We start from the raw sequence: 26,414 nt of genomic DNA on the forward strand, positions 1-26,414 counted from the left end.
AAAATAACCAAACTGAGTTTACATAAACTCAGCTTGGTTATTTTAGTTTTAAACCTAAAGATTAATTAAGCCATTTTTTTAATTTATCTGAGTAGACCTCTACTACCATTTTTTCAGAGAATTCATCTATCATCTTCTGTCTCCCTAACCTTCCTGCTTTTTCCCTTCTTTCCTCAGGCAGATTTATAAACCACTCCAATTTTTGAGCCAGATCTTTAGACTCCCCAGGTGTGCAAAGATATCCAGTTTTCCCATCATCCACCAATTCACGACATCCAGGAACATCAGTCGCTATTATAGGTTTCCCCATAGATGCATTTTCCATTATCACTCTAGAAATTCCTTCCCTATACGAAGGCAACACAAAGCAAGATGATTCTTCAATTATTTCACTTACATCATCTACCACTCCTAGATAGTTAATTATCCCTTCATTATGATATTTTTCTATATATTCCTTAGGAACAGCTGATGGATTCGGTACTCCTACCTTTCCTAAAAATAGAAATTCTATCTCCTTATCCCTGTGTTTAGATTTTATAATTTGAGCTGCTTCACAATATTCCTTTACTCCCTTATCCCAGAGGGCTCTGGCTATCATCAAAAACTTTATTTTACGGTCTGATCCTGTTTCTTTCAGAGGTTTAAAATAGTCGGTATCAATTCCCTCTCCATTTAAAACAAATGTTTTATCTGAATCCACTAATTTTCTTTCTAAAAATACCTTCTTATCATTTTCATTTAAGAACCAGACTTCTTTGGCAAACCTGAGAGAAAACCTGTATAATTTTTCAACTACCTTGGTTACTTTTCCCTCCTTTATAAACGCATATCCGAGACCCGTTGTCACGGCTATGGGTATGACTTTTGCAAGTTTAGCCGCAATAGTTCCATAGATTATTGGTTTTATAGTATAGTTAAAAACTATGTCTAATTTTTCCCTCTTATATATTTTACGGAGGCTAAATATCAATTTCAAATCTTCCATTGGATTAGTTCCCTTGGAATTTATCTGAACATCTACTACTTTAGCTCCTAAACTCTTTAATTTTTCGTCAAACTTATCTGTCGGAGCAATCACTACAACTTCATACCCCTCCAGTATCAACTTTTTTATCAAACCACCTCTAAAGTTATACATATTCCAAGCTTCATTTACTACCATTCCTATCTTTTTTTTCCCACCTGTTCCCTTTTTTTTATTCATATTATTGCCCCTTCCCTAAAAATACTACACCAGCAGTTTTTAATAAGATCACTAGATCTATCCCTGCAGTCTGATGTTTTACATAATAAAGATCGTACATCAATTTTTTTTTCATATCATCTTCTGAAGCCCCATATGGATAGTTTACTTGAGCCCAGCCAGTCAGCCCTGGTCTGACTGTATGTCGAAGCGGGAAAAAAGAAATATTTTTTTCATATTCATTAGCTAACTTAACCCACTCAGCCCGCGGACCTACAAAACTCATCTCTCCCTTTATAACATTCCAAAGTTGAGGCAGTTCATCTATCCTGGTTTTTCTCATTATCTTTCCAAAGTTAGTTATTCTAGAATCAGTCTTCCCTGCATATTTTGAGTGGGCATTTTCATCATGCAGTTTCATTGAACGAAATTTAATCATCTTAAAAACCTTATTTCCCTCTCCTACCCTATCCTGCTTAAATAATACAGGCCCTCTAGATTCCAGCTTTACAATCAGTGCGGCTACCACTACAATTGGAGCTACTACTATAGCCACTGATATAGCTAAAATTATATCTACAGTTCTCTTTAATTGTTTTTGAAATTGATTATGATAGACACCAAACCCATGGTCAAATAAGAGTTTTTTCTCATCTAACTCTTCTAGATGAAGCTGTCCTCTTATATACTCAAAAAACTCATAATAATTATAAATTTTAATCCCTGTAACCTTTACATTCAATATATTTGTTACCACTTGATTTTTCAAATCTTTATCCAATACCAAAATCTCATGGATTTTTTTTTCCTTTATAAATTTCATGAAGTTTTTTTCATCAAATAGGGTTAGATCATCTTTGAAAAAATGATGAACCCCCTTATAATCATCGCTCTCCTCTATCAGTTTTAGTGCTTCAGGTTTTTTTTCTGTTTCCCCAATTATAAGGATAGACTTTTCCTGTTTTAGATGTTTTTTTAGAAATTTATTACTCAAAATTTGATATAAAAACATCAAGCTATAGATAGTTATCCCTATCGTTAGGGGTAAACTATTTATTGTTATTATGAAGTTGATTATATTAACAAATGCAATCACCAGTAGTTTGTCTATATCCCTCTCTATAAAATAACTGTTGAAGAGATAGTAGATAACCATTGTAACTACTATATCTATTACTACTGCATCGGTCATCCCATTTCGAAATACTCCCAGCAACACCAAGTAGAGCAAAAATTTTATTGTTGTCAGTACTTTTATTTCATTTATCATATTTTACCGCCTTTATTTTTATTTTACCTCAATAATTTACGAACATTAAATACTTTTTCCTATCTATTAAATTATTTTATTTATAATTTCGTAGATTATATCTGCTGTAATTCCCCAAATAGCTCCTCCATGATATTCATATATATATACCTCTCTCTCCCTTCCATTCCAAGGTTTGTGATATTTTTCAGGTAAATTATAATATTTAGCTGGGAATTCTACTCTTTTTCCGTCTATTTCATAGTGGGGATGCATCTGTACAGTTATTTTTTCAAGCTTAGGAGGATTATTTCTAAAATAATCTATGGGAATTATCAAAATTTCATCCACTTCTTCTAGATTTATATTTAAATCTTCTATCCTGCATAGGATCTCACCTACATATACCTCTATCAATACACCGGCAGGAATTATCAGAGTCCCCAATTTCCCCAGTATCTCTATATTTTTAGAGAGTATTCCCAGTTCTTCTACAGTTTCCCTTATAGCCGTTTCCTCAAAATTTTTATCTGTTTCTTCCCATCCTCCTCCGGGGAAACTTATCTCTCCACCTTGCCTTATGTTTTTCGATCTTTTTTCCAAAATAAAATTATACTTTCCGTCTATCTCTATAATACTAGCAAGTACTGCACTATTAAAATTTTTTTCTCTTCCTATTATCCCATCATTTAATTTTTCCCGTATCCTTTCCCTATCCATTGTAATCCCCCTATATATTAAAAAAAATTAATGTTTAAAGTATATCACCATTCTATACTTATTACTATATTAAAAAAAATATTATTTCCCACTAAAAAAATTAATAGTTTATCAAAAAAATCATCCAATTGAGGATGATTTTTCTTATTTCTTTTTATATTCTGAAACAAATAGCCAAGGAGATACTATAGAAAAGTTTTGATTTTTAAATCCTTCTACACTAAAAATTTTATCTAAACTTTTCTTAGAATACATCTTATAATCTCCACTTCTGCTGTATGGCAGATATAAATTAATCATCTCTCTGATAATCGGCAGGGTAAATATATCCCCTATTACTACCCTTCCATCTGAACTTAAAACTCTTTTTATCTCCTTTAGAGTCAAATTGGGAGTCGAATAATGATGAAATGAATTCAGGCAGACTATTAAATCTACACTTCCATCACTATAAGGTAAATAACTGCTGTCCCCAAGACTAAACTCACATTTTTCTATATTTTTAGACCTACCTATCTCCAGCATTTTTTGAGATATATCCAGCCCATAGAGAATATTATTTGAATTCAAACTTCTTAATTTTTGTAAAAACCTTCCATCACCACAACCTAAATCAAGAACAGTTGTTTCATCATCTATAACTATATTTTTTAAGATATACCTGTCTAATTTTTCCGAATTGCCATAGTTAGTATCTGCAACTCTATTAAAAAAAATCTTAGATCTTTCACTATAATTATTTTTTTTCATCGGTTAGTATCCCGTATTTTTTCAGATCCACTACCCTTTTAGCCTTTTGACTCAATCCTAGAATCCCCCATTTATCAAAAGATCCTCTCAGCTTTAGAGTATTTTCATCCAATAATTTAGCACTTCCATGGTACATCTTCCCATTCCAAGAATCATAGATCCATCCATCTTCTAATTTACCATCTTTTTCAAATAGTTCTCCTACAACTGGCAGCCCCATAACTTTTCTGCTCTCTCTCCTCATAGTTTTATCGGGATTGTTCCTATCATATTGCTCTATCCCTTCCATCTTATCTCCCTTAGGATAATACAGATCTTTCAGCCAGGCAACCTGACCTATATATTCATCGTTTCCAGTTTTTTGAATATGGATGATAAATTTCCCTTCCGGCATCATCCAATACCCTGTATATCCTTCTTGAGCAAAGGTTAAACTAGTTATTAAAAGCATAAATCCCAAAATCATTTTTCTCATTTTCTTCCTCCTCTTTATAAATACTCCAAAGGTCTTCTAATCCCCTTATCTTAAATAGATGAAATAGTAATTTCATCCCTAATTTTTTATTGATTGGATAACCGATCTCCTCCAATATATTAAAACTTTTCATAGAATAACTCATGATTTTCTGTAAATATTCCCCTGTAACAGGTGTATTTAAGATATCCAAACTAGCAGCACTCTCCTCATCTATTTTTAATCTATCCATGAAAAATGAAGTGGCTAAGTTTATCTTTTTAGCAGAAAAATCCTCCCCCATATCACAGAGATCATCCAATCCCTGTAAGGACATCCCTAAACTATATAGTGCCTTTGATATATCCTTAAATTTATCATTTTTTTCCCTATATAGTGGAACCAGAACACCTATTTTTAACAACTCTCCTCCAATTCCGCTATGGGTCTCATGGGAAATAAAATTATAACCTGGATAGTTTTCATATATAGACCGATCTCTCATCCCCTCACTTTTAGCTATCAAATATATACTTTCAAGTACTCTGCTGCTTATTCCTGTATTTTTTTCATCTAATTCAGAGATAATTTTTTCTAGATTTTTCTGGAGTACTAGGGTCAAGAGGGTATTTTCCGTCGTTTTCTCCTCTATCCCATTTAAAAATATAACTCCCTTACTCTCATCATCTATAATATTGTCTGTACAGGTTATTATTCCTCTAAGATAGAATAAACATTTTCCATATTTAACTATATCTTCCCTTTCAGCTTCTAAAAACTCTATTAAACTCAGCATGAATACAGAGAAAAAATTCTTTTTAAAATTCTCTTTTAAATTTTCTTCCTTTACCTCTATTTTATCAAAAAAAGATAGTTCAGAGAGGTCTTTCCTTATTTCTTTGACCACTGTGTTGTACATCTTATTTGATTTTAAAAGTTGTTTCATAAATTTACCAGTCGTATACATCTATTACCATCCTATTCTTTTTAAATTAAAATCTTCTTGCCAATTTCCTGACTTTTTCTAGGCTTTTTTCAAAATTTTGTTTTGTTTTTTCTGGGGATTTGTCTACGTTTTCAAGGATAAAACTTTTAAAGTTTTTTATCCCTATAAACCTAAAGATATATTTTATATATCTCATATCAAATGCAATCAAGGAAAGTGGGAACGGATACCCCCCTCCTCTAGATCCTAAATAAAATGCTTTTTTTCCCTTTGCAAGGCCTCTTGGAATTCCTAACCTGCTATATTCAAAAGTAATTCCTTTTACAGTGATAAGATCTATATAAGATTTTAAAATCGCTGGTATTGAAAGGTTCCACATGGGAGAGCTAATTATAAATTTATCATATTCCACAAATTTATTTGCAGTTTCTACCATAAGCCCCTTTCCTTCAAATGAATCACATAGGATCTTATAATCTACATATGGACATCCCTCATCATGAAGGTTTAATTCTGTTATTTCGTCCTTTGGATTATTTTTTTTATATTCCTCTATAAATGCTTCTGCAATTCTATGGGAAACTGACTTGTCTTTCGGTTTTGGACTTGCTTTTATATACAATACTTTCATCTAGTCTCTCCCTTATTATTTTTTAATATATTTTATGATAACCTGCATTAATGAAAATTTAATGAAAGCTTTCTTCTTCTTTTAAATCACTTCAATTTGTTTTGATATTATATATTTCTAAATAATAATATCTATACCAAAGTCATTATAACACCAGTATTGTTAATTTTCATAATAAAAACTTAAAAAAAAAGGATTTCCCTTAAGGGAAATCCTTTAAAATTATGTTATTTTATTTTTCTATTAATCACTAATTTTTATTACTTAGTTCCAAATATTCTATCTCCACAATCTCCTAATCCTGGATAGATATATGAATTTTCATCTAATCCTTGATCCATCTTTCCTACAAAGATATCTACATCAGGATGCTTTTCGATTACTTTTGCGATCCCTTCAGGAGCTGCTATGATACACATAAATGAAATATCTTTTACACCTGCTTCTTTAAGGTAATCGATTGAGTAGATTGCTGATCCACCAGTTGCAAGCATAGGATCTACTAATAAAACTTTCATATCAGCTATATTTTCTGGTAATTTACAGTAGTAGTATACTGGTTGTAATGTTTCTTCATCTCTGTATACCCCTATATGCCCTATTTTAGCCGTTGGGATAAATGTAGTAACACCTTCTACCATTCCTAATCCAGCTCTTAAGATAGGAACTACAGCTACCTTGTCAGCTAATACTTTAGCTGTTGTCTTCATTATAGGAGTTTCAACCTCTACATCCTTTAATTTAAAGTCCTTTGTAGCTTCATAAGTCATTAACCCTGTTATTTCCGTTAAAGTTTCTCTAAATAATTTTGTTTCTGCGTCTTTATTTCTAAGTAAAGTTAATTTATGTTGTACTAATGGGTGATTAATTTCTATTACTGACATTTTTTTCCTCCTAATTTTTTTACACTTATTTTTTCCTAAAAAAATAGGACTTTAAAAAAAGTCCTACTTTTATTATTTCTTAAGGTTGTATCTTTTGTTAAACTTATCTACTCTACCAGCAGCATCAACGAATTTCGCCTTACCTGTATAGAATGGATGACACTCAGAACAAACAGCTACATTTAAAGTTTCTTTTGTATATGTTGATCTAGTTTCAAATTTGTTTCCACATGAACACTCAACGTTAATTAAGTGATAATCAGGATGAATACCTTTTTTCATTCTAGTCACCTTCCTTTATAAAAAATTTTTTATTCACGAGAGTAATTATATCAGAAAAACCACATAAATTCAAGTGTTTTTGTAAATTTAATCTACTTGACAAATTTTTATTGATTCATCTCATTTAATTCCCAATTATAGTCCAGATATTTTATTTTTTTATCTGGAGAAATATCTAGATATTTCCTTATATTTCCAAAATCGCTTTTATACCATTTAAAAATTTTAGATATATATATAGTATCTCCCACTGTATAAACCCCTTTATTTTTTTCATCTAAAAATTTTAGCTTTTGTTCCAAAAGCTGTTTTTCTAAATTTCCTCCACGATAGGCAGTTCTCTTTAGATCTGGGCATGATATCGATGCACATACTATTGCAAAATGAATAAGTTCATCCCCGGTCTTTCTCAAAATTTCATTTTCTATCTCCCCCAAAGAATAGAGTTTACCTTCTACCTCTATAACCTCTCTACTCCAAACCGATTTAAACAACGAGCCCGCATCTTTGATCCCCTCTATGGGATAGTTATCCACTATGGTCTTAACCGCCCCTATATTATAGGTATTTATCCAAAATGCCTTTAACTCATCTCCTTTTATTTTTTTTATCTCCACCTTCCTTACCTCTTCTAATAATTTTTCAAATTTAATATCTTGCTTTAATCCCCTGTAATCTACTACCACCAAAATTGTTCCACCACTTTCTCCAATAGATGTATATTTTTGAAGGAGTTCATCCCAGGTATCCAAATAATCTCCCATAGCCAGACTTGTCACAATAAAAAACATAATCAATATTTTTTTCACCTTTTCACCTCCAAATTTTCTTATCTACTTTTTTCTATAGATATTTTTATTTTCCTTTTTAATTTTATTTTTTTGATTTTATAATATAATGGTATAATAGCTGAAAGTAGAAAATTAAAAATAGGAGATAATAATGGCAAAGAACAAATTTTATGCATATGTAATTGAAAATATAAATGAAACCGGTATACTGACATCTTGGCCAGAATGCCAAAAGAGAGTCAAAGGAAAAAAAGCAAGATATAAAGGATTTGTAACCAAATTAGAAGCGGAAAAGTGGTTAGGTGCAGGGGGAAACTATGAAAAAAAATTAGATAAATTTTATGCCTGCTTTTATACCCATTCAAATACCGGTGTAATCACCAACGATTGGGATGAATGTAAGACCCTTACTCGTGGCGGAAACGTCCGTTATAAGTCATTTAAAAACCGAAAGGAAGCTGAAAAGTGGATAGCAAATGGAGGAATCTATGAAACCAAAGAGATGATCCAGGAGAAATTACCTTTAGGGATATATTTTGATGCTGGAACCGGTCGTGGTATCGGTACTGAAGTCAGAGTCACTGACAAGTACGGGAACTCCATCCTCCATCATTTTGTCCCTCAGGAAAAGATCAATCAATTTGACAACTACCTTACTAAACCAGGGAGCACCAATAACTTTGGTGAACTCTTAGGATGTTATATCGCGTTAAATATTGCTCTAAAAGAAGGGGAAAAAAACATCTATGGAGACAGTAAATTAATCATTGAATATTGGTCAAAAGGTAGAATAAAAGCAGAAAATTTAAGTACTGATACTGTCGAATTGGCTAAAAAAGTAGTAAAACTTCGAAAAGAGTTTGAAAAATCAGGAGGACATATTGCCCATGTATCGGGAGATATAAATCCTTCAGATCTAGGATTTCATAGGTAGGTGATTACAATCAGAGAATTTACATTATTCAGTATAGAACACTTTTTTTATATTTTCGGTTATGGCAGCTTAGCTATTTTAGCACTATCCCTGCCAAAAATATTTAAACTTGATATAGATAAATTTGCCAAAATTTCTGGGTATTTTATCTTAATAGAAAAAACTATCGAATTGATCTATAGATACATTGTTTTCAAGGAACCCTTTACCAACCTTTTACCATTTAATATGTGTAATTACACCTTAGTTTTAGCAGCTTTTATGATGATCTTTAGATCCAATAAGATCTTTAATCTTGTATATTTTTGGAGTATCGGAGCTATCTTAGCAATTATGACACCAGATATCAGGATTGCCTTTCCAAATTACTCAAATATTAGTTTTTTTGTAACACATTACTATATTTATTTTGCTGTATTTTACGGTTTAAAATACTTTAAGTTTACTATTACTTTTAATGCTTTAAAAAAATCATATATTTATATAAATGGAATAATGCTGATACTTTTCCCACTTAATTTTTTATTGAATACAAACTATATGTTTTTAAAAAATAAGCCAATCTCAAGTCCTATGGATTTTTTAGGCCCTTGGCCATATTATATAATTTCTTTAGAAGTAGTTATGATAATATTATTTACTCTGATGTATCTGCCATTTAGAAAAAAAACACTAAAAACTCTGTAGTTTTTAGTGTTTTTTATTTCTTACCAAAATTTATCTCCCACAGAAAAAATTTAGATCTTATAGGTCTCCAAACATCTATAATATTTTCTCAAAATATCCCTTCTATTCCTATAAAGGTCATGATATAGGAGCATTTGATAGAAAAGACTGGTTTCATCCACTTCAAAACCAGTTTTTTTCTCCTCCTTCAAATTAACTATATTAAATATCCTATCAGATCTGTAGAGAGATTTTATCTCATTTTCAACAATTTTTCTAGTAATTACATCACTACTAACTTTATTTAGATAGTAATCATGACCTCTAATCTCAAAAGATACTTCCTTTGGAAAAACCCTGCTAAATAAAGAATGGACCCTAATTACATGAAATGGAGATGTTACTACGATTATTTTCTTTATATTGCATAATATATTCATTTTTTTTAAGAGGAGTTTTGAAAAAACAATATTTCCCAAGGTATCCAGGGAATCCTCCTCCAAAATCACAAGTTTATCATCCATCTTATAATTTTTTTTTAATTTCTCCAGCATCTCTAAGGCCTCGGTCTTTAAAACCCCCATTCCTCCTCCAGAAAGCAGAATTTTAGCTTTGGGAAATTTTTCTATTAATTTCCCTAAGACCTCTACCCTTTTATCCAAAAATCCCAGTCCATTACTGCATCCTAAACCAATAATCAGATCCGGGTCTTCTATCTCTTCTATTTCCCTATTGGTTTTTAGGTATTCTATATAGTAATTAACTATCCTTTCCTTTAATTTCTCCAACATGTTGAGAAGCTCTTTAGGTATAGGTGATCCCAGTTTTCTAATCTCCCTTGCCCACCTAATCTCATTAAATATTTCCCTGAATTGTTCATCCAAGATCTTTTCTCTCAATTGATAAAGAAACATCTCATAGTCATATATTTTATATAGATTTGTTATATTATCTATCTTATCCCGATAATCTATCATAACAGCCTCCTATATATCCAGCCTGTACCCTATACCCAATGTTAATCTAGAAAATTCTACCTTACCATCATAATCCCCATCCAATTTATTTCCATTATACTGATAACTGAGATCAATTATCATATTTTCATATTCTATTCCTCCTCCCAGAGAATAATAGAATCCTGTTTCTGCTTTAACACCACTCCTGTCTAAGTCCGACCTGGTATAAGGAATAGATGCACCTAAATTTAATTTTATATACGGCTTATATATTCCCGTTTCATTAAACCTATATTTTACAGTTGCATAGATAGGTATAGTATCGATTATTTTGTAATTTTTCCCCTCTATCCTTATTTCACCCTCCCTTTGATACCCTGTTCCTAAACCAGTTATCAAATTCGGGATAGGCTCATGAACTAATTCTACAATAAATTCATATCCTATTCCCTGAGGCTCGCTATCGTTCTTAAAATTGGTCGTATTAACCTCCTTGTATTTTCCTGCTAAATTTCCCCCTACCCTAAATTCTATCTTATCTGTATCCTCTGCCAGACTCACAATAGAATATATAAAAAACATCAATACGTATAATTTCTTCATAATATCTCCTCACTTTCTTAAAATATCTCATAATTTTACTACAAATGTACTCCTATCCAATTTATTCTACCATAACTCTTATTTTCCTCTAAACAAAAAAAGAACCCAAAGGTTCTTTTCTTTATGCTCTTGCAAGTTCTCTAGCATCTTTCATCAATATATATGTTAGAAGCCCTGCTGCTACTGTCGGTACTACCCACACAAATCCTTGGCTAGATAACGGAATAGCTCTATAGATACTTTCTATTGCTCCGATCTCTGTATTGTCTACTACTATTTGTAAAACAGCTAAGATTCCAGATACTCCTACACAACTACGTCTGATTGCTATAGAATTAATTCCTAATATCCCTAAGAATATTAAAACTATTGTTATTGGATATAGTATTCCTAAGATTGGAGATGCTATCACAACTATCTTATCCACTCCAAAGTTAGCCATAAATGCTGATAGTACACAAGAAACTACAGCTACTTTTTTATAATCCATATTATAAGTCTTTGAGAAAAACTCCGATACAACCATAGTTAGTGCTACTGCTGTTGAAAGGCATGCTGCTATTACACATATTCCAAATATTAAGTTTCCATACTGTCCTAAAAATATATTTACAAAATTAGATACTAGTTCTGGTCTAGAAATATCAGCTGGGAAATATTGATTTCCTGTCGCACCTAAATAAAATAGTCCAAGATATATTATAGAAAGTCCTGTACCTGTTACTATACTTGCTCTTTTTATAAGGGATGCTCTTTCATTTTTAGATGTATATCCCCTTGCAGTTAAGTTAGCTAATATAACCATACTGAATAATCCTGCCATGATACCATCCATTGTTTGATACCCTTGAGAAAATCCAAATCCAAATGAATTTACCTGAACATGGGAAGCTCCTGGAGCAGCAACCTTATTAGTTATACCAAGAACGATCATAGATAATACAATCGTTACTATTGTAGGAGTTAGAAACTTCCCTACTTGATCTATCGCTCTAGAAGGATTCAATGACATGTACAGAGTTACTGCAAAGAACACTATTGATATTATTATTGGGCTTATATGAAAACTTCCAAGATTTGGTAATAGTCCTAATTCATACGCTGTAGCTGCTGTTCTTGGAGTATTTGTGAATACAACAGACGCCATTAAAAGTAGTGAATACATTGTAAAAAATGGTTTCGATACCTTCCCTGCAAAGTTTTCAAAGCTTCCAACCTTGTTCATTGTCAGTACTCCTAATACAGGAAGTCCTATCCCGGTAAATGCAAATCCCATTGCTGAAACTAACCAATTTTCACCCATTGCTAATCCTATACTTGGAGGAAATATTAAATTTCCTGCTCCAAAAAACATTGAAAATAATGCTAACCCTATAACTAACCAATCTAATTTATTTTTTTTCATTTTATCCACCATCCTTAAATTTAGTATTAACCGACGAAATAATTATCTATTTCTGATGTTTTATCTTGTTTTGATAATTTTATTTAAGGTTCACCTCCAAGTTTAATTTCCTTATATTGTGTTCTACAGTTGCCTGTTTCTGTTTTTTTTTAGTTCATTTGTGCCTTTTCAAATCGATTATATTCTAAGAATCAAAAAAAGTCAAGCATAAAAAGTATAATAGTGAAATAAGTATCAAATAAGTGATACTTTTAAAACTTTTTTAAAAAAAATTTGACTTTTCATTTTTTTTAGTGTATTACTGTAATAAGATAGATAGTTGATAGTTTCAAAAAGTTAATTTAATTTTGGTTAATGTCGGTCATTAGATTATCATTATTAGAAGTTAAAGTTTTTTTGTTAAAATGTATTTTGAAAATAGCAAGGGTAATAGAATAAGTAGTAAGTAGTAAGTAGTAAGTAGTAAGTAGTAAGTAGTAAGTAGTAAGTAGTAAGTAGTAAGTAGTAAGTAGCAAGTAGCAAGTAGCAAGTAGCAAGTAGCAATATGATAAACCAACTAGTTGTAGTAAAAAAGAAAAAAGATTTATTAACAAATAACAGGTAACTGTTGAGAGTTATTCGTTATGTTTCAAGGTTTAAAAATAACCCCTTTTTAGATTATGGTTATTGGTTTCAAATTTAAAATAACAACCAACTAATTGTGAGTTGGATATTATTTTAAAAGGCAAAATTTTTATTAGAAATTAGAAGTATTAGAGTAAAAAGTTAGAAATGAAAAATTATTGTATTTCTGTTAGTATATTTAATGTATTTTTAAAACTATCTATCTATGAAAAAAGGAACTCCTCAGAGTTCCTTTTTTATTTACTTAACCTTTAGCTATTATTTCTTCAATAAATGAAATTACTTCTTCTGCTTTTACTTCAAAAGCTTCATTAGTTTTTCTAACCTTAACTTCTACTAATCCATCCTTAGCTCCTCTTCCAACTATTAATTTAATAGGGAATCCGATTAAGTCTGCATCTTTAAATTTAAATCCTGGTCTTTCTTTTCTGTCATCGATTACAGTATCGATATTCTTATCAGTTAATTCAGCATATAATTTTTCTGCTAATCCTAATTGATCTGCATCTTTTATGTTTGCAGGAATTACATCTACTAAGTAAGGAGCTATTGACATAGGCCAGATAATTCCATTTTCATCGTTATTTTGTTCTATTGCAGCAGCTAGAGTTCTAGAAACTCCGATACCATAACATCCCATAGTCATTGTTTTTGTCTTTCCATTTTCATCTAAAAATGTAGCTCCCATACTTTCAGAATATTTCTTTCCAAGTTTGAATACATGACCAGCTTCTATTCCTCTGGCACTTTCCAATTCTCCCTCGCTACATCTAGGACATCCTTCTCCAGCTTTTACGCTTCTAACGTCTCCTACAATATGAGCTGTATAGTCTCTACCATAGTTTACGTTCATATAGTGTGTATCCACTTGGTTTCCACCGGCAGTATGGTTTATGATCTTAGTTACACTCTCATCAGCAACAAGTGTCATATCACCTAATTCAATGTTATATGGTCCCATATAACCTTTTACCAAGTTATAGGCAATTAAATCTGCTTCACTTAACATAACTAGATCAGTTTCATTTAATAAGTTCTTAAGTTTAACCTCGTTTATCTCATAGTCTCCTCTTTGTAAGACCATGTATGCTTTTAATGATAAAGTATCCATATAAGTTATAGCTTTTACAGTCTTAGAAGCAGGAATTCCAAAATATTCACAAACGTCGTCTATCTTAGCAACATTAGGAGTATCTCTTAATTCTACTTCTGCTAGTTCTTCTTTAGTTTCTGTTATTTCTTCTTTAACAACACTCTCTGCTTTCTCAAGGTTAGCTGCATAATCACAAGTATTACAGAAGATTATTTCATCTTCACCAGATTCAGCTAATACATGAAATTCTTGTGATCCGCTTCCTCCGATAGCTCCTGAATCTGCTTCTACAGATCTAAATTTAAGCCCACATCTTTCAAAAACTCTAGTGTAAGCAGCCTTCATATTTTCAAATTCTTCGTCTAAAGATTCATCAGTTGCATGAAATGAGTAAGCATCCTTCATTAAGAACTCTCTTCCTCTCATAAGTCCGAATCTAGGTCTTCTTTCATCTCTAAATTTAGTTTGAATTTGGTAAAGACTAAGGGGTAAAGATTTGTACGATGATATATCATTTCTAATTATATCTGTGATTACCTCTTCATGAGTAGGTCCTAATATAAAGTCTCTTCCATGTCTATCTTGAAGTCTCATCATTTCTGGTCCCATTGCATCCCATCTTCCAGTTTCTTTCCATAATTCTGCTGGTTGTAATACTGGCATAAACAATTCTTGAGAACCTGCTCTATCCATCTCTTCTCTAGTTATTTTTTCTACCTTTTGTAATGCTCTATAGCCTAAAGGAAGGTATGTGTAAATCCCACTCGCTAATTTTTTTATCATTCCTGATCTTAACATCAATTGATGACTTACTACCTCAGCATCTTTTGGTGTTTCTTTTAATGTCTTTGCATACATCTTACTGAATCTCATATGATCTAATCCTCCTAATATTTTGATGAAATATTGCCCATCATCACTAATTTTAAATTAATAAATTATTTTATCTTGTAATTTTTCTTATCTATCATTATATCAAGTTTGTTTTGGTTTATCAAAATTTTTATTGATATAAAAGAAATTTGTGAAAATTTTCTATAGTTTATAGTAGTTTACACCTGCTTAATTCTAAAATATAAAAAATAAGTTAGATGCCTCATTGTCTATGATACGCCAAGTTTAACAGTTTTACTAAATAAAAAGTGGGTTAATCTACAGATTAACCCACTTTTTATTCAAATCATTTCATAGCTACTGATATTTTATTGAAATTCTTTATATGTATTTAAAAGAATACCATCTTTTAAATAGGGTTTTAAAAGCCTCAACCAATTGATAGTCTGTCTTTCAAACATCTCCTGAGCCATAAGTCGCATGTCTTCATCCATCTTCAGGTCTTCTGCTATATTCTCATATTTTTCAGGATTGCTTCCATATACCAGATTAAGACTTCTATACCCTCTCTGGTCATCCAGACTGTGCTCGTCCATTAAATCTTCAGAAGTAAATTCTTCTACTTCCAACCCCTCCATAAAGAAAAGTTCTGCTGCTGAGATAGCTCGTTCTTCTCCATCTTCCAATGTCAAGATAAGCATAATTATTCCAAAGTCATCTACAGCATCTTCCTCTTTTCCCAGAACAGGTATATCTAAAAGATCCACCAGGGCATGACCTAATTCATGATAAAAAGTATGTTCTATGGCATCCTTTGCATAGATTTCCCATTCCTTCTTATATTCATCTTTAAACCTTTCCCTGATTTCCATTATAAAATCATAACTTATGACTATCTTACGGTCTTCAGGACTATAATAGACAGAGTCTTTATCAGCTACTTCTACCACTACCTGTAGTTCTTCCTCTATCTTTATCTCTTGGTTTACAGTATCTACTAGATCTTCGATAACTCTATTTTTTATCATCCATTCCTTTACTTCTTTCTCCTTCTTTCCAGTTGGAGGGGAATAATTAACCTGAACTCCACCAAAAATAATCACAATATTTAACATAAATAATATTAATATCTTTTTCATTTTTTTCTCCTAAATCATCATTTTATTCCTCTATGGAAACTGGATAGAAATCATGCAGCGTCACTGGATGTAAATTTAACCCCTGAATATCTCTTTGAGTTCCGACACTTAAAATTCTGTTATACAACATAACTTCGGCAGCATCATCTACGATAATCTCTTGAGCCTTTTCATATATTTCCTTTCTTTTTTCAGGATCTATAGAAACTTTTCCTTCCTCCAATAATTTATCTACCTTTGGATTGCTATAAAAACTTCTGTTTCCTGCTGCACCCTTTGCCGTAGAGTGATAAACTGCATATAATCCATAGTCTGCATCACCAGTTACACAACCCCAAGACCCTAAAAACATCTCATGTTTTCCTTCAGCTGTGTATGTAAAAAACGCTCCTGTTTCATAAGATTGGATAATCAGATCTATACCGATCTCCTTTAGCTGAGCCTGTACAATAGTAGCTACATCACTGTTTGAATTCCCTTCATATATGGTCAATGTTAATGTCAAACCATCTTTATATCCGGCTTTAATCAAGTGTTCTCTCGCCTTTTCTGGATTATACTCATATGCCTTTGTTTTATCTGTAAATCCAAAGACACCTGGTGCAAGTGGAGAGGTCGCTACTTTTCCTGCTCCATCTAGTACAACGTCCACTATACTTTGTTTGTCTATGGCATAGTTTATAGCCAATCTTAAATCTTTATTTTTAAAGACCTCTTTATCATTATTAAAACCAATATATGAATATGAGATAGATGGTTTTTCTAATAATTTTAAATTATTGTTATTTTTTATATTTTCAATATCAACGGCACCAATGGAAAGAGCAATATCTAATTCTTTCGTCTCCAGACCAATGGTCCTGTTGGAAGCTTCTACAATATTTCTTACCACAAGATGCTTAAATTTTGGAGGAGTCAAAAAGTATTCATCATTTCTAACCAAAGTGACTTTATCCCCTGCATCCCAAGATTCAAATTTATAAGGCCCTGTTCCAACTGGATGTTGTCCATAATCTTTTCCATACTTTTCTATGGCTTTTTTATTTACAATAGCCAAAGCCGGGTGGGACAGGTGGGCAAATAATGGACCGAATGGTGTTTTTGTAATTATCTGTACAGTATAATCATCTATAACCTTAATCTCCTCCAATGGCGGTAAGATAAAGGCTATCCTTGGTGAAGTCTGCATCCTTTCAAAAGAATACTTTACATCCTCTGCTGTAAAATCTTCTCCATTATGAAATTTAACTCCCTTTCTCAACTTAAATTCTACAGTTTTTGGATTAATCTGTTCCCAGCTTTCTGCTAATCCAGGAATAATTTTCATATCTCCAGTTGATTCTACCAACCTTGAATAAATTTGCTTATTTATCCTCAGAGAACTTCCATCATTTCCCATGTGTGGGTCCAATGATTTTGGATTAGCTGAATCTGCAATCACTAATGTATCTCTCGTTTTCTCTGCTACCTCTTTTTTTCCACATGCTAAAAGCAGCAGTGACAACATTATAAATATTAACTTTTTCATACTCTTTCCTCCTAAATATAAAATAATATCCTTATGATATTACTTTTATATTAGAGTAATAGCAAGTTTAATTCCTCGATATTTCCATGGTATTAATCCATATATAATTTTATCTTTTTTTAAAATGCTGATTCAAATATATATTTAACCGGTCTGTACTTTCATATATAATCTCCATACTTTTTAGCTCAATAGCTCCTACAACTCCAGTGTCGTAACTTCCACAATCTATAGATATTTTTTGATCACTCACAAAGTGAATCTTTCCATCTAAGTTAGGAGTGTGTCCATAGACTACGATTTTGTCAGTTTTTAAAAGGGGGTGGTCTATAAAGTCTCCTCTTATCCATGTCATCTCATAGGGGATCTGATCCTCTATGCTTTTTTCCGGATTTATTCCTCCATGAACTACGAAATATTTACCCAAATCAACTGCTATGGGCATATTTTTTATATACTTTAAATGTTTATTCAAAATATCATATTTTTTCTTATAGGAATCAACTGTCTGTCTCCCTCCATTCCTATACCAGGCAAATAATTCACCCTTTTCAATGGCATTGACCATGAGATCTTCGTGGTTACCAAAGGTATGGATTATATTTAATCCACTCTTAACCAATTCTTCTATTGTGTCATACATCTTTAAACTAGAAGGCCCACGGTCGCAGGAATCACCATTTATAATCAACAGATCCTTTTCAGTCAATTTTATCTTATCCAATAATTTTAAAAATACATTATGATATCCATGGATGTCACTTATAATCCATACCTTGTCATAATCTTCCATATCTAACTTCACTATATTCATAAATCCACTCCTATTTAATCTCATCCACTTTGAATTTTTCTACTATGTCTATCCTCAATGTATTTTCCTGTATCTCTCCACTATATTTTTTTAGATACTCTATGGAGATATCTCTGACCAGCTTTATAGTTTTTACATCATGAACTATATCTACAAATTTTAGATCTGACATCCCGCTCTGTCGTGTCCCGAATATCTCTCCAGGTTTACGAAGTTTTAAATCCTCCTCGGCTATTAAAAAACCGTCTGTAGTTGATTCCATAACCTTCAATCTGGATTTTGAGGTATCATTATCTGTTTTTGCTATTAAAAAACAGTAAGATTTATGCTCACCTCTTCCTACCCTTCCACGAAGCTGATGGAGTCCTGCTAGTCCAAATCTATTAGCATTGGTTATCATCATTATAGTAGCATTAGGAACATTCACTCCTACTTCTATAACTGTAGTAGAGACCAATATCTGCGTCTTATTTTTCTTGAATTTAGCCATTGTTTCTTCCTTCTCTGCATTTTTCATCTTCCCATGGAGAAGTCCTATCTCAAATTCAGAAAACCTCCTAAGCATCTCCTCATAAAGTTCTGTAGCAGAGGTCACATCAAGCTTCTCACTCTCTTCTATAAGGGGAGCTACGATATATGCCTGCCTTCCTTTAACCAATTGTTTTCTGATAAACTCATAGGCTTTTTCCAGATCATTATCCGACTCTATCCACTTGGTTTTTATAGGAGTTCTTCCTGGAGGCAGTTCATCTATGATCGAAACATCTAAATCCCCATAGATACTTAGAGCCAATGATCTTGGGATAGGTGTAGCACTCATAACCAACAGATTAGCTATTTCACCCTTATCTCGGAGTTTTTTTCGCTGGTCTACCCCAAACCTATGCTGTTCATCTACCACAATCAATCCTAATTTGTGAAACTCCACATGATCCTCTATAAGGGCATGGGTTCCCACCACTATATCGATGACTCCCTCCCTTATCTCAGATAGGAGTTTTTCTCTTTTTTTCCCCTTTATACTACCAGTCAGGATCTCCACCCTCACTCCTAATTCTGCCAAGTCATCCACTACTGACAGATAATGCTGTACAGCCAAAATCTCTGTAGGAGCCATGATTACTCCCTGGTATGAATTCTCTACAAGGTATAGGAGCATTAAGACTGCTACAATGGTTTTCCCCGATCCAACATCACCCTGTATAAGCCTATTAACAATCTTTCCGCTAGATAGATCTTTATATATTTCTGTGATCACTTTTTTTTGTGCCCTGGTAAGGTCAAACCCTAAACTACCTAAATATTTTTTTACCATATGCCGGTCGTCATTTAACTTGTACTTAGAGTTATTATCCGCATCTAATTGAAACCTTTTAGATAATATTCCTAATTCTAGTATTAGGAGTTCCTCTACAGCCATCCTGCTCTTAGCTTCCTCAATTTCCCTTAAGTTTTTTGGCAGATGAATTTTTAGAATTGCTTCCCTCCTACCTATCAATTTATATTTTTGGAGTATCTCTTCTGGGATATTTTCCTCCATGAAAGGGATATATTTTTTTATCGCATCTCTTATTATTTTTCGTAATCCATTTTGAGATAAGTTTCTATTACTGCTATAGATAGGTTTTATTTCCTCACTTAATTTACCACTGTATTTCCTGTATTCCGGCCCCATAATCTGAAAGTTATATCCCCTCTTCACATTCCCGATAAATACATATTCCTCTCCTACCTGGAGGCTTTTCTTTAGATACGGCATCTGGAACCAAACCATATCCAGCATCCCTGTCCCGTCAGTAATACGAGCCACAGTCATGGTTTTACGGGTTTTAGTTTTCCTATTTTCTACCGAGATAATCCTTCCGATAACCACCACATATTCTTCCGATCTGATCTCCCCTATCTTCTTTATATTAGATCTGTCCTCATAGGTTCGAGGGAAAAAACATATCAAATCCATGATGGTATTTATTCCCAGATTTTTTAGGGCAACTATAGTTTTTTCTCCTACACCCTTTAGATCTAAAGTTTCTATTTTATTGTATAAGTTTTTGTACATAAGTTCCTCCATTCATTCTTTGCTTGTCCAAAGAACGGAATCAAGAAAGGACACCCGTAAAAAAATTATTATTCCATATTCAAGAAAATTATAAAAAATCGAATCGAAGCTATATATTTTAGAAAGTCGTCGAATATTTTTATAAATTTTCTTTTCATATTTCATTTACATAATTTTTATAATGTCGTTTCTACCCTCTCTCGCCTTTTAGGCACTCTCCCCCTCATAGGGGGAAAGAAGTATATTCTAACCTTAACCTTTCCGGTCCTAACGGACCCCCTCCCCCCTTTTGACATCGTAAAAATCATATTTACTAAATATAATTTTTTAGTACTCGTCAATCGGGCAAGGGAACCTATTTTTTCTACACCACAACTATTCCACTTCGATTTCTCCCTACGAGGAAGAAAACACAAGAAGGAAGAGGGTCATTCTATTTCCTCTCTTAACTTTTTCTATGTTATTCAAAATTTCTTTATTTTTAAACCTAATCACTTTAACACCTATATTGTTTAAATATTCAGTTCTAATTTCATCATACTCCAAACCGTCTTCTTTATAGTGTTGATTTCCATCTATTTCAACAGCTAACATTAATTCAGAAGAATAAAAATCGACTATATACTCACTTATTCCATATTGCCTTTTAAATTTTATCCCTTTAAATCGTTTTGCTCTTAATCTATCCCACATAATAACTTCTGATTCTGTTTGATTTTTCTTTAATTCTCTTCTTTTTTCCAACGTTGAAGGTTTATCAAATATTTCTTTTCCCATATTCCCTCCTTTTTTTTCTTATCCTCTCTCAGTTTCTAATTTATCACTTTGTTTCTCCCTACTAGGGAGAAACTAGGAGGAGAGGGTCTTATGAAGGGTTTCCCTAAATCTCTTTCCCGTTTCTATACTCAGCTTCTCCTTCTACTTCACCACTATGGTAGTAGTAGATCCAGTGGCCTTCCATCTTGCCGTTTAGATAACTTCCTTTTCTCTTTACCGTCCCGTTATAAAAATAATAGGTCCACTCTCCATCTGGTTTCCCGTCCTTGGAATAACCTCTGCTTTCTATATTATCTCCATCATAGTATAGAACTGCCTCACCTGTGTAGGGCTTTTCTCCGTCAAGGGTATAGATGATTTCCTTTCTAAACTCTATTTTTTGGGCCGAACCTTTATCACTGCATCCAAATAAAGTCATAACTGCCAACAATATTAATATTTTTTTCATATTTTCACTCCATTTTATTTCTTTTTATTAAGTATACCATAAAGTTTTTTTTAGAATTAGTAACAAAAATCAATTTAATCATATTTTCATCACTTTTTTTAGGTATAATAAAATTAACTATAAATTAGGAGGAATAACTTGAAAATATTAATTGTAGAAGATGATTTAAAATTAATGATAATAGTAAAAGATTACCTTGAAAGTGAAGGATTTGAAGTTTTAGAAGCTAAAAGCTATGAAGAAGCTATGAATCAATACTATACTTCTAAAAATATATCTCTTATCCTATTAGATTTAATGTTAGAAGGTAAAAAGAATGGATTTGATATATGCACAGAAATAAAAAAAATTAGTGAAATTCCTATCGTTATGATAACTGCCAACTCAAACGACAAAGATCAGTTAATGGGCTATAAATTGGGAATAGACGAATATATAATAAAACCATTCAATCCACAAATACTAATCGCAAAAATAAAATCTATTTTAGCTAGAGTATACGGTGAAGACACATTTGATATATTTGATCTTTTTATCGATAAAAAAAAGCAACGAATATCTAAAGGTAAAGAAAGCATAAACCTAACTCCAAAGGAATATAAACTCTTCCTTCATTTAGTAGAGAATAAAAATAAAATCTATTCCAGGGAGCAGTTATTAAATATAATATGGGGATATGATTATTATGGAGATATTAGAACTATTGATACACACATAAAATCACTTAGAAAAAAATTAGGAATAGATGGAATAAAGACCAAATCAAAAGTTGGATACTATTTGGAGGTGAAAAATGAAATTAAAAAATAAAATTTTACTCTCCGTATTTACTGTTTTACTCATAAACTTTATCTTATTATTTTACCTCAATACATCTATGATTCAGATAAGTTATCGTAAACACAAATCTAAAATTTTAGAAAATACATATAATTCATATATAAATAATAATAAATTAGAGGAAGAGAACAATGTGATCATTTTAAAATTAGATAACAGTGCTGATTTAGAAGAGTTTAATAATTCTCTACGATGGGGTGTATACAATAAAAAACTTCCCCTTACTAAAATATGGGTAACGCAGGCTAATAGAGATTTACTCGAGAAGAAAGAAAAAATAATAATTGAATATCGACAGCCGAAGATCAATGCTAGTGCCCTTATCCTTTATTTTAAAGGTACAGATAATAAAATAATAGCAATAATCACACCCCTTATTGAGTTTAACGAATTTTTTCCATATTTAAAGAATATTCTATTTATATTTAGTTTTATTCTATCGATTTTAACTATAATTACCTTAGTATTTATTTTGAGGAAGTTGATAAAACCACTTTATTTAATAAACGATATATCTCTAGAATTTTCAAATTTAAAATTTGAAAGCCAGTATGATATCAAAACAAATGATGAGTTTGATAGATTAGGAAAAAGCATAAATATTTTAGGAACTAATTTAAAGGAAAATATTGATAAATTAAATTTAAAAATTGAAGAAAAAGAGGACTTTATAAGAAATGCAGGACATCAACTAAAAACTCCTTTAGCTATCATCGGAAGCTATGCCTCTGCTGTAAAAGACAATATAATCCCTCATAAAAATAACTTTTATTTAGACACTATCATAGAAGAATGTTTTAGCAGTGCAAAAGTAATAGACAACCTTTTAACTATATCCAGCTTAGAAGAAGCCAGTATAGAAGAAATAGTCGATTTGAAGAAAATAATAAAAGAATTAGAGATAAAATATATAAACAAATATTTGGATATAAACTGTATAAATAAAGTAGAAAATAAACTTATTTTCAGAGGGAATCAAAGAAAATTAACGATTGCATTGGATAATATTTTTTCAAATATATTTAAGTTTGCTGACAAGAATGTACTTATTTACTTAAATACAGAAGACAATAAATTATATTTAAATTTTTATAACGATGGAGAAAAAATAAAGGATATAGAGAAAATATGGAATATTTTTTATACAGAGAAAGGAGAAAAAAATAAAAATGGATCTGGATTAGGTACCACTATTATAAAAAATATTTTAGATCATTCAAAAATAGATATTACTATAGAAAATTTTAATAACGGAGTCTTATATAAACTAAATTTAACGCAAATATAATTTTTCAATATCACTTTTCTATCACTTTTTTTTGGTACTCTAAAAAAAAAGGGAGGTCGATATGATGAAAAAAATATTGTTAGTTGTATTTATGGTATTTTCTGCACTTACAACTTTTGGAGAGAGGGTCAAAATATACTCTGGTAGAGAGGTGTTTTATTTTATAGATACTAATACCCTAGAAGTAACTGTAAACAAAGGTCCCCATAGGGAAATACTGTCTATAGCTCAGAATAACCTAGAACCAACTAATGTTTTAAAAAGCAATAATAAAATTAGTTTTGATAGGAATAGTAAAAAATTTAGTTTCAAAGTTATAAAAGATCGTTTAGATATCTCTATTACTGCTACTAAAACAGACGATAAAATAACTTTTCCTCAGATTTCAAAAGGGGTAGAGAATTTTATTTTACCACTATATCAAGGGAAAAGAATTCCTACAAAGGATAAAAAGTTTAAAAACTATCTAATTGGTAAAGGGGAAGAAATTTTTAGTGAAAGGTTTTCCATGGCTTTCTTTAGTTCCGAATATAAATATTTTAATGCTATGATAGTAGTCGGGAATATCTTTAATAATACCTATAAATTTACAGATAACGAAGGGGATATACAGTTTAACCTCACCCACACCTTCCCTATTATGGAATCTCCAAAAACTATATCTTTCAGTATCTATATATTGCCTAAAGATATCAAAGAGATCACTGCTACATATAGAAATTTACTGATCAAAAATAAAGACTTTAAAACATTGGAAGAAAAAGCACAAATAAATCCTAACGTAAAAAAATTATACGGTGCTTCTCATTTTTATCTATGGGGATTAGGAATTATCACTGCAGAAAATGTAAAAGACCCCAAGGGACTATATCATGCTTTTAAAAAAGATTTAAAAATTAAAGAGGATAATATCGCTAAAAAAATCTACTCCGGACTAAAAAATTATGACGAAAAAGATGAATTTACAAAAAATTTAAAAACTGAAGTAAAAGAATATTACAGCCACAATGTAAATATTTTTATAAAGGGAATCAATCATTCTTTAGAACAAAAAAACTTACTTCAATATCCCAAACAATTCAGTAACAGTGATAAAATTTTGAAAAACAAATATGAATTCTATAATAGATATAGAAAATATTTAAATCCTTTGGACAGTTTTGGAGATGGTGTATCTAACTATATTTTGACAGAACTTAAAAATAATAATATAGACAGAGCTTGGCTGGGAGACAACAACGACCTCTATGCTATCGGTAACCCTGAAGTTGTTAAGCGAGCAAATAAAATGGGATATCTATTCGGAGTCTACGATTCATACCATACAATTGTCAAACCAGGAGCTAAGGCATGGTCAACAGTTGAATTCAATAATAAAAATGCCTATGACAACAATACTATTACAGGCAGAAATGGGGAAAAAATTAAGGGGTTCCAGCAGACAGGTAGAAAATTAAATCCATCTACCACAATACCCTTAATAAAAGATCGAATAGATAAAATTTTAAGCAATGGTGTAGAGATGAATTCATGGTTTTTAGATGTAGATGCTACTGGCGAATTTCATAATGATTATACTCCAAGCAGGATGTCTACACAAAAAGATGACATGAATGCAAGGATAAAAAAAATGAATTATATTTCTAAAAATTATAATATGGTTTTAGGATCTGAAACTGGAATGGGATTTTCAAGTAAATATATTAGTTTTGCTCACGGAATGACAAGACCTTTGTTTGGATGGGGAGACAAAGATCTCCGTAAAAATAAAGCTTCAAAGTATTATTTGGGAAAATATTACTCTCCTACTGGAGGAGTTCCTGCTCTGTTTGAAAAAGAGGTTCCATTAAAAGATATCTATTCATATGTTTATTTTAATAATAAATTTAATCTCCCTTTATACCAATTGGTTTACAATGATTCTGTCATAACAACACACCACTGGACAATGGGAAGCTTAAAGTTTAAAGGTCAAAGGAAAAATAACTACCTTATGGAAATTTCATATAATATACCGCCTTTATATCATCTTGATAGAAGAGTTTGGAGGAGGGACAAAAAATATATAGTTCCCCATGCAGTTTTTTTCTCTAAATGGCATAAAATCTTGGTAAAACTACCTATGACTAATTTTGAATATCTATCCAGTGATAATACACTCCAAAAAACTGAATTTGGAAAGAGATACAGTATCATAACGAATTATTCTACCATTGATAAATTTTATAATGGAGAAAAAATAAAAAAACAATCCCTTATTATTTTAGATCATGAAACTGGAAAAAAAGAGAAATATAGCCCTAAATAAGTTGACATTCCCACCTAAAAAAGGTATCATTTATCTAAAATAATCTATAAAGGAGGTAGCTATTGTGTCAAAGAGATTTACTTGGTGGTGGAGAAATTTATCTAATAATTTTAATACTGTTTCATCTAAGTAGATTGACGTCTAATCAATAGTAATATCTTTTTTATCCTTTAATTCTAAACTAAAATATAGAATCGAAGGG

General features: G+C 31.5%; 25 protein-coding genes. 5 read left to right on the forward strand and 20 right to left on the reverse strand.

What is annotated here, in order from left to right; genetic code table 11:
• Positions 1-61 precede the first annotated feature (61 nt).
• The 10 genes from K337_RS0109550 to K337_RS18165 all read right to left on the reverse strand — a co-directional run bounded on the left by K337_RS0109550 (position 62) and on the right by K337_RS18165 (position 7,911).
• Positions 62-1,207, reverse strand: a complete 1,146-nt coding sequence (locus K337_RS0109550) for a glycosyltransferase family 4 protein (protein WP_028856413.1) — start codon at positions 1,205-1,207, stop codon at positions 62-64.
• Between the two features lies 1 nt (position 1,208).
• Complete coding sequence (locus K337_RS0109555; protein ID WP_037029308.1) at positions 1,209-2,456, reverse strand: exopolysaccharide biosynthesis polyprenyl glycosylphosphotransferase; 1,248 nt, start codon at positions 2,454-2,456, stop codon at positions 1,209-1,211.
• Positions 2,457-2,522: 66 nt separating this feature from the next.
• On the reverse strand, positions 2,523-3,155 hold the full coding sequence (locus K337_RS0109560; RefSeq protein ID WP_028856415.1) for an NUDIX hydrolase: 633 nt from the start codon (positions 3,153-3,155) through the stop codon (positions 2,523-2,525).
• Positions 3,156-3,299: 144 nt separating this feature from the next.
• On the reverse strand, positions 3,300-3,905 hold the full coding sequence (locus tag K337_RS18155) for a class I SAM-dependent methyltransferase (RefSeq protein ID WP_051251699.1): 606 nt from the start codon (positions 3,903-3,905) through the stop codon (positions 3,300-3,302).
• Entirely contained in the window at positions 3,892-4,380 is a 489-nt protein-coding gene (locus K337_RS19200) for a DUF2147 domain-containing protein (protein WP_051251700.1), read from the reverse strand. The genes K337_RS18155 and K337_RS19200 overlap by 14 nt, the downstream gene beginning before the upstream one ends.
• Positions 4,340-5,305 (reverse strand): hypothetical protein, encoded by a 966-nt coding sequence (locus K337_RS0109575; RefSeq protein WP_156877354.1) that lies wholly within the window; start codon positions 5,303-5,305, stop codon positions 4,340-4,342. Before K337_RS0109575 ends, K337_RS19200 begins: the two co-directional genes overlap by 41 nt.
• A gap of 46 nt (positions 5,306-5,351) precedes the next feature.
• Positions 5,352-5,936 carry an FMN-dependent NADH-azoreductase gene (locus K337_RS0109580; RefSeq protein WP_028856417.1) on the reverse strand — a complete coding sequence of 195 codons (585 nt, stop codon included), beginning with the start codon at positions 5,934-5,936 and terminating at the stop codon, positions 5,352-5,354.
• Between the two features lie 260 nt (positions 5,937-6,196).
• Positions 6,197-6,820, reverse strand: coding sequence for a uracil phosphoribosyltransferase (gene upp / locus K337_RS0109585; protein WP_028856418.1), 624 nt, complete (start codon positions 6,818-6,820; stop codon positions 6,197-6,199).
• A 72-nt stretch (positions 6,821-6,892) separates the two neighbouring features.
• Complete coding sequence (gene rpmE / locus K337_RS0109590) at positions 6,893-7,102, reverse strand: 50S ribosomal protein L31 (RefSeq protein WP_028856419.1); 210 nt, start codon at positions 7,100-7,102, stop codon at positions 6,893-6,895.
• A gap of 107 nt (positions 7,103-7,209) precedes the next feature.
• Positions 7,210-7,911, reverse strand: a complete 702-nt coding sequence (locus K337_RS18165; protein ID WP_051251701.1) for a DUF547 domain-containing protein — start codon at positions 7,909-7,911, stop codon at positions 7,210-7,212.
• 133 nt (positions 7,912-8,044) lie between these two features.
• On the opposite strand from K337_RS18165, the gene K337_RS0109600 reads away from it, so the two are divergent.
• Positions 8,045-8,827, forward strand: a complete 783-nt coding sequence (locus tag K337_RS0109600; RefSeq protein ID WP_028856420.1) for a ribonuclease H family protein — start codon at positions 8,045-8,047, stop codon at positions 8,825-8,827.
• Positions 8,828-9,514: a YwaF family protein gene (locus K337_RS0109605; protein WP_028856421.1), complete on the forward strand. Its 687-nt coding sequence runs from the start codon at positions 8,828-8,830 to the stop codon at positions 9,512-9,514.
• Positions 9,515-9,564: 50 nt separating this feature from the next.
• Here K337_RS0109605 and K337_RS0109610 read toward each other — a convergent pair whose 3' ends face one another.
• From K337_RS0109610 to K337_RS0109655, 10 genes are all read right to left on the reverse strand, one after another.
• The gene (locus K337_RS0109610; protein WP_028856422.1) at positions 9,565-10,470 is read right to left on the reverse strand and encodes a YdcF family protein; all 906 of its coding nucleotides are present in this window, start codon (positions 10,468-10,470) and stop codon (positions 9,565-9,567) included.
• 9 nt (positions 10,471-10,479) lie between these two features.
• Positions 10,480-11,055: an outer membrane beta-barrel protein gene (locus K337_RS0109615; RefSeq protein WP_028856423.1), complete on the reverse strand. Its 576-nt coding sequence runs from the start codon at positions 11,053-11,055 to the stop codon at positions 10,480-10,482.
• A gap of 121 nt (positions 11,056-11,176) precedes the next feature.
• Positions 11,177-12,460, reverse strand: a complete 1,284-nt coding sequence (gene brnQ / locus K337_RS0109620; RefSeq protein ID WP_028856424.1) for a branched-chain amino acid transport system II carrier protein — start codon at positions 12,458-12,460, stop codon at positions 11,177-11,179.
• An 868-nt stretch (positions 12,461-13,328) separates the two neighbouring features.
• Positions 13,329-15,050, reverse strand: a complete 1,722-nt coding sequence (locus K337_RS0109625; protein ID WP_028856425.1) for a proline--tRNA ligase — start codon at positions 15,048-15,050, stop codon at positions 13,329-13,331.
• Between the two features lie 329 nt (positions 15,051-15,379).
• Positions 15,380-16,150 (reverse strand): DUF4344 domain-containing metallopeptidase, encoded by a 771-nt coding sequence (locus tag K337_RS19205; RefSeq protein WP_051251702.1) that lies wholly within the window; start codon positions 16,148-16,150, stop codon positions 15,380-15,382.
• Between the two features lie 22 nt (positions 16,151-16,172).
• On the reverse strand, positions 16,173-17,678 hold the full coding sequence (locus K337_RS0109635) for a glutathione ABC transporter substrate-binding protein (protein ID WP_028856426.1): 1,506 nt from the start codon (positions 17,676-17,678) through the stop codon (positions 16,173-16,175).
• Between the two features lie 109 nt (positions 17,679-17,787).
• Positions 17,788-18,492, reverse strand: coding sequence for a metallophosphoesterase family protein (locus K337_RS18175; RefSeq protein ID WP_051251703.1), 705 nt, complete (start codon positions 18,490-18,492; stop codon positions 17,788-17,790).
• Positions 18,493-18,502: 10 nt separating this feature from the next.
• Positions 18,503-20,551, reverse strand: coding sequence for an ATP-dependent DNA helicase RecG (gene recG, locus K337_RS0109645; RefSeq protein WP_425414016.1), 2,049 nt, complete (start codon positions 20,549-20,551; stop codon positions 18,503-18,505).
• Between the two features lie 396 nt (positions 20,552-20,947).
• Complete coding sequence (locus tag K337_RS0109650) at positions 20,948-21,328, reverse strand: endonuclease domain-containing protein (protein WP_028856428.1); 381 nt, start codon at positions 21,326-21,328, stop codon at positions 20,948-20,950.
• Between the two features lie 103 nt (positions 21,329-21,431).
• Positions 21,432-21,776: a toxin-antitoxin system YwqK family antitoxin gene (locus K337_RS0109655; protein WP_028856429.1), complete on the reverse strand. Its 345-nt coding sequence runs from the start codon at positions 21,774-21,776 to the stop codon at positions 21,432-21,434.
• A gap of 138 nt (positions 21,777-21,914) precedes the next feature.
• On the opposite strand from K337_RS0109655, the gene K337_RS0109660 reads away from it, so the two are divergent.
• The 3 genes from K337_RS0109660 (at position 21,915) to K337_RS0109670 (ending at position 26,212) form a co-directional block, all read left to right on the forward strand.
• Entirely contained in the window at positions 21,915-22,586 is a 672-nt protein-coding gene (locus K337_RS0109660; protein ID WP_028856430.1) for a response regulator transcription factor, read from the forward strand.
• Positions 22,570-23,904 carry a sensor histidine kinase gene (locus tag K337_RS0109665; protein ID WP_028856431.1) on the forward strand — a complete coding sequence of 445 codons (1,335 nt, stop codon included), beginning with the start codon at positions 22,570-22,572 and terminating at the stop codon, positions 23,902-23,904. Before K337_RS0109660 ends, K337_RS0109665 begins: the two co-directional genes overlap by 17 nt.
• Positions 23,905-23,968: 64 nt before the next feature.
• Positions 23,969-26,212 (forward strand): glycoside hydrolase, encoded by a 2,244-nt coding sequence (locus K337_RS0109670; protein ID WP_028856432.1) that lies wholly within the window; start codon positions 23,969-23,971, stop codon positions 26,210-26,212.
• The last annotated feature ends 202 nt before the right edge of the window (positions 26,213-26,414 follow it).

Origin of the sequence: Psychrilyobacter atlanticus DSM 19335 (assembly GCF_000426625.1) — a bacterium.
In the GTDB taxonomy this organism is placed as follows: Bacteria; Fusobacteriota; Fusobacteriia; order Fusobacteriales; family Fusobacteriaceae; genus Psychrilyobacter; species Psychrilyobacter atlanticus.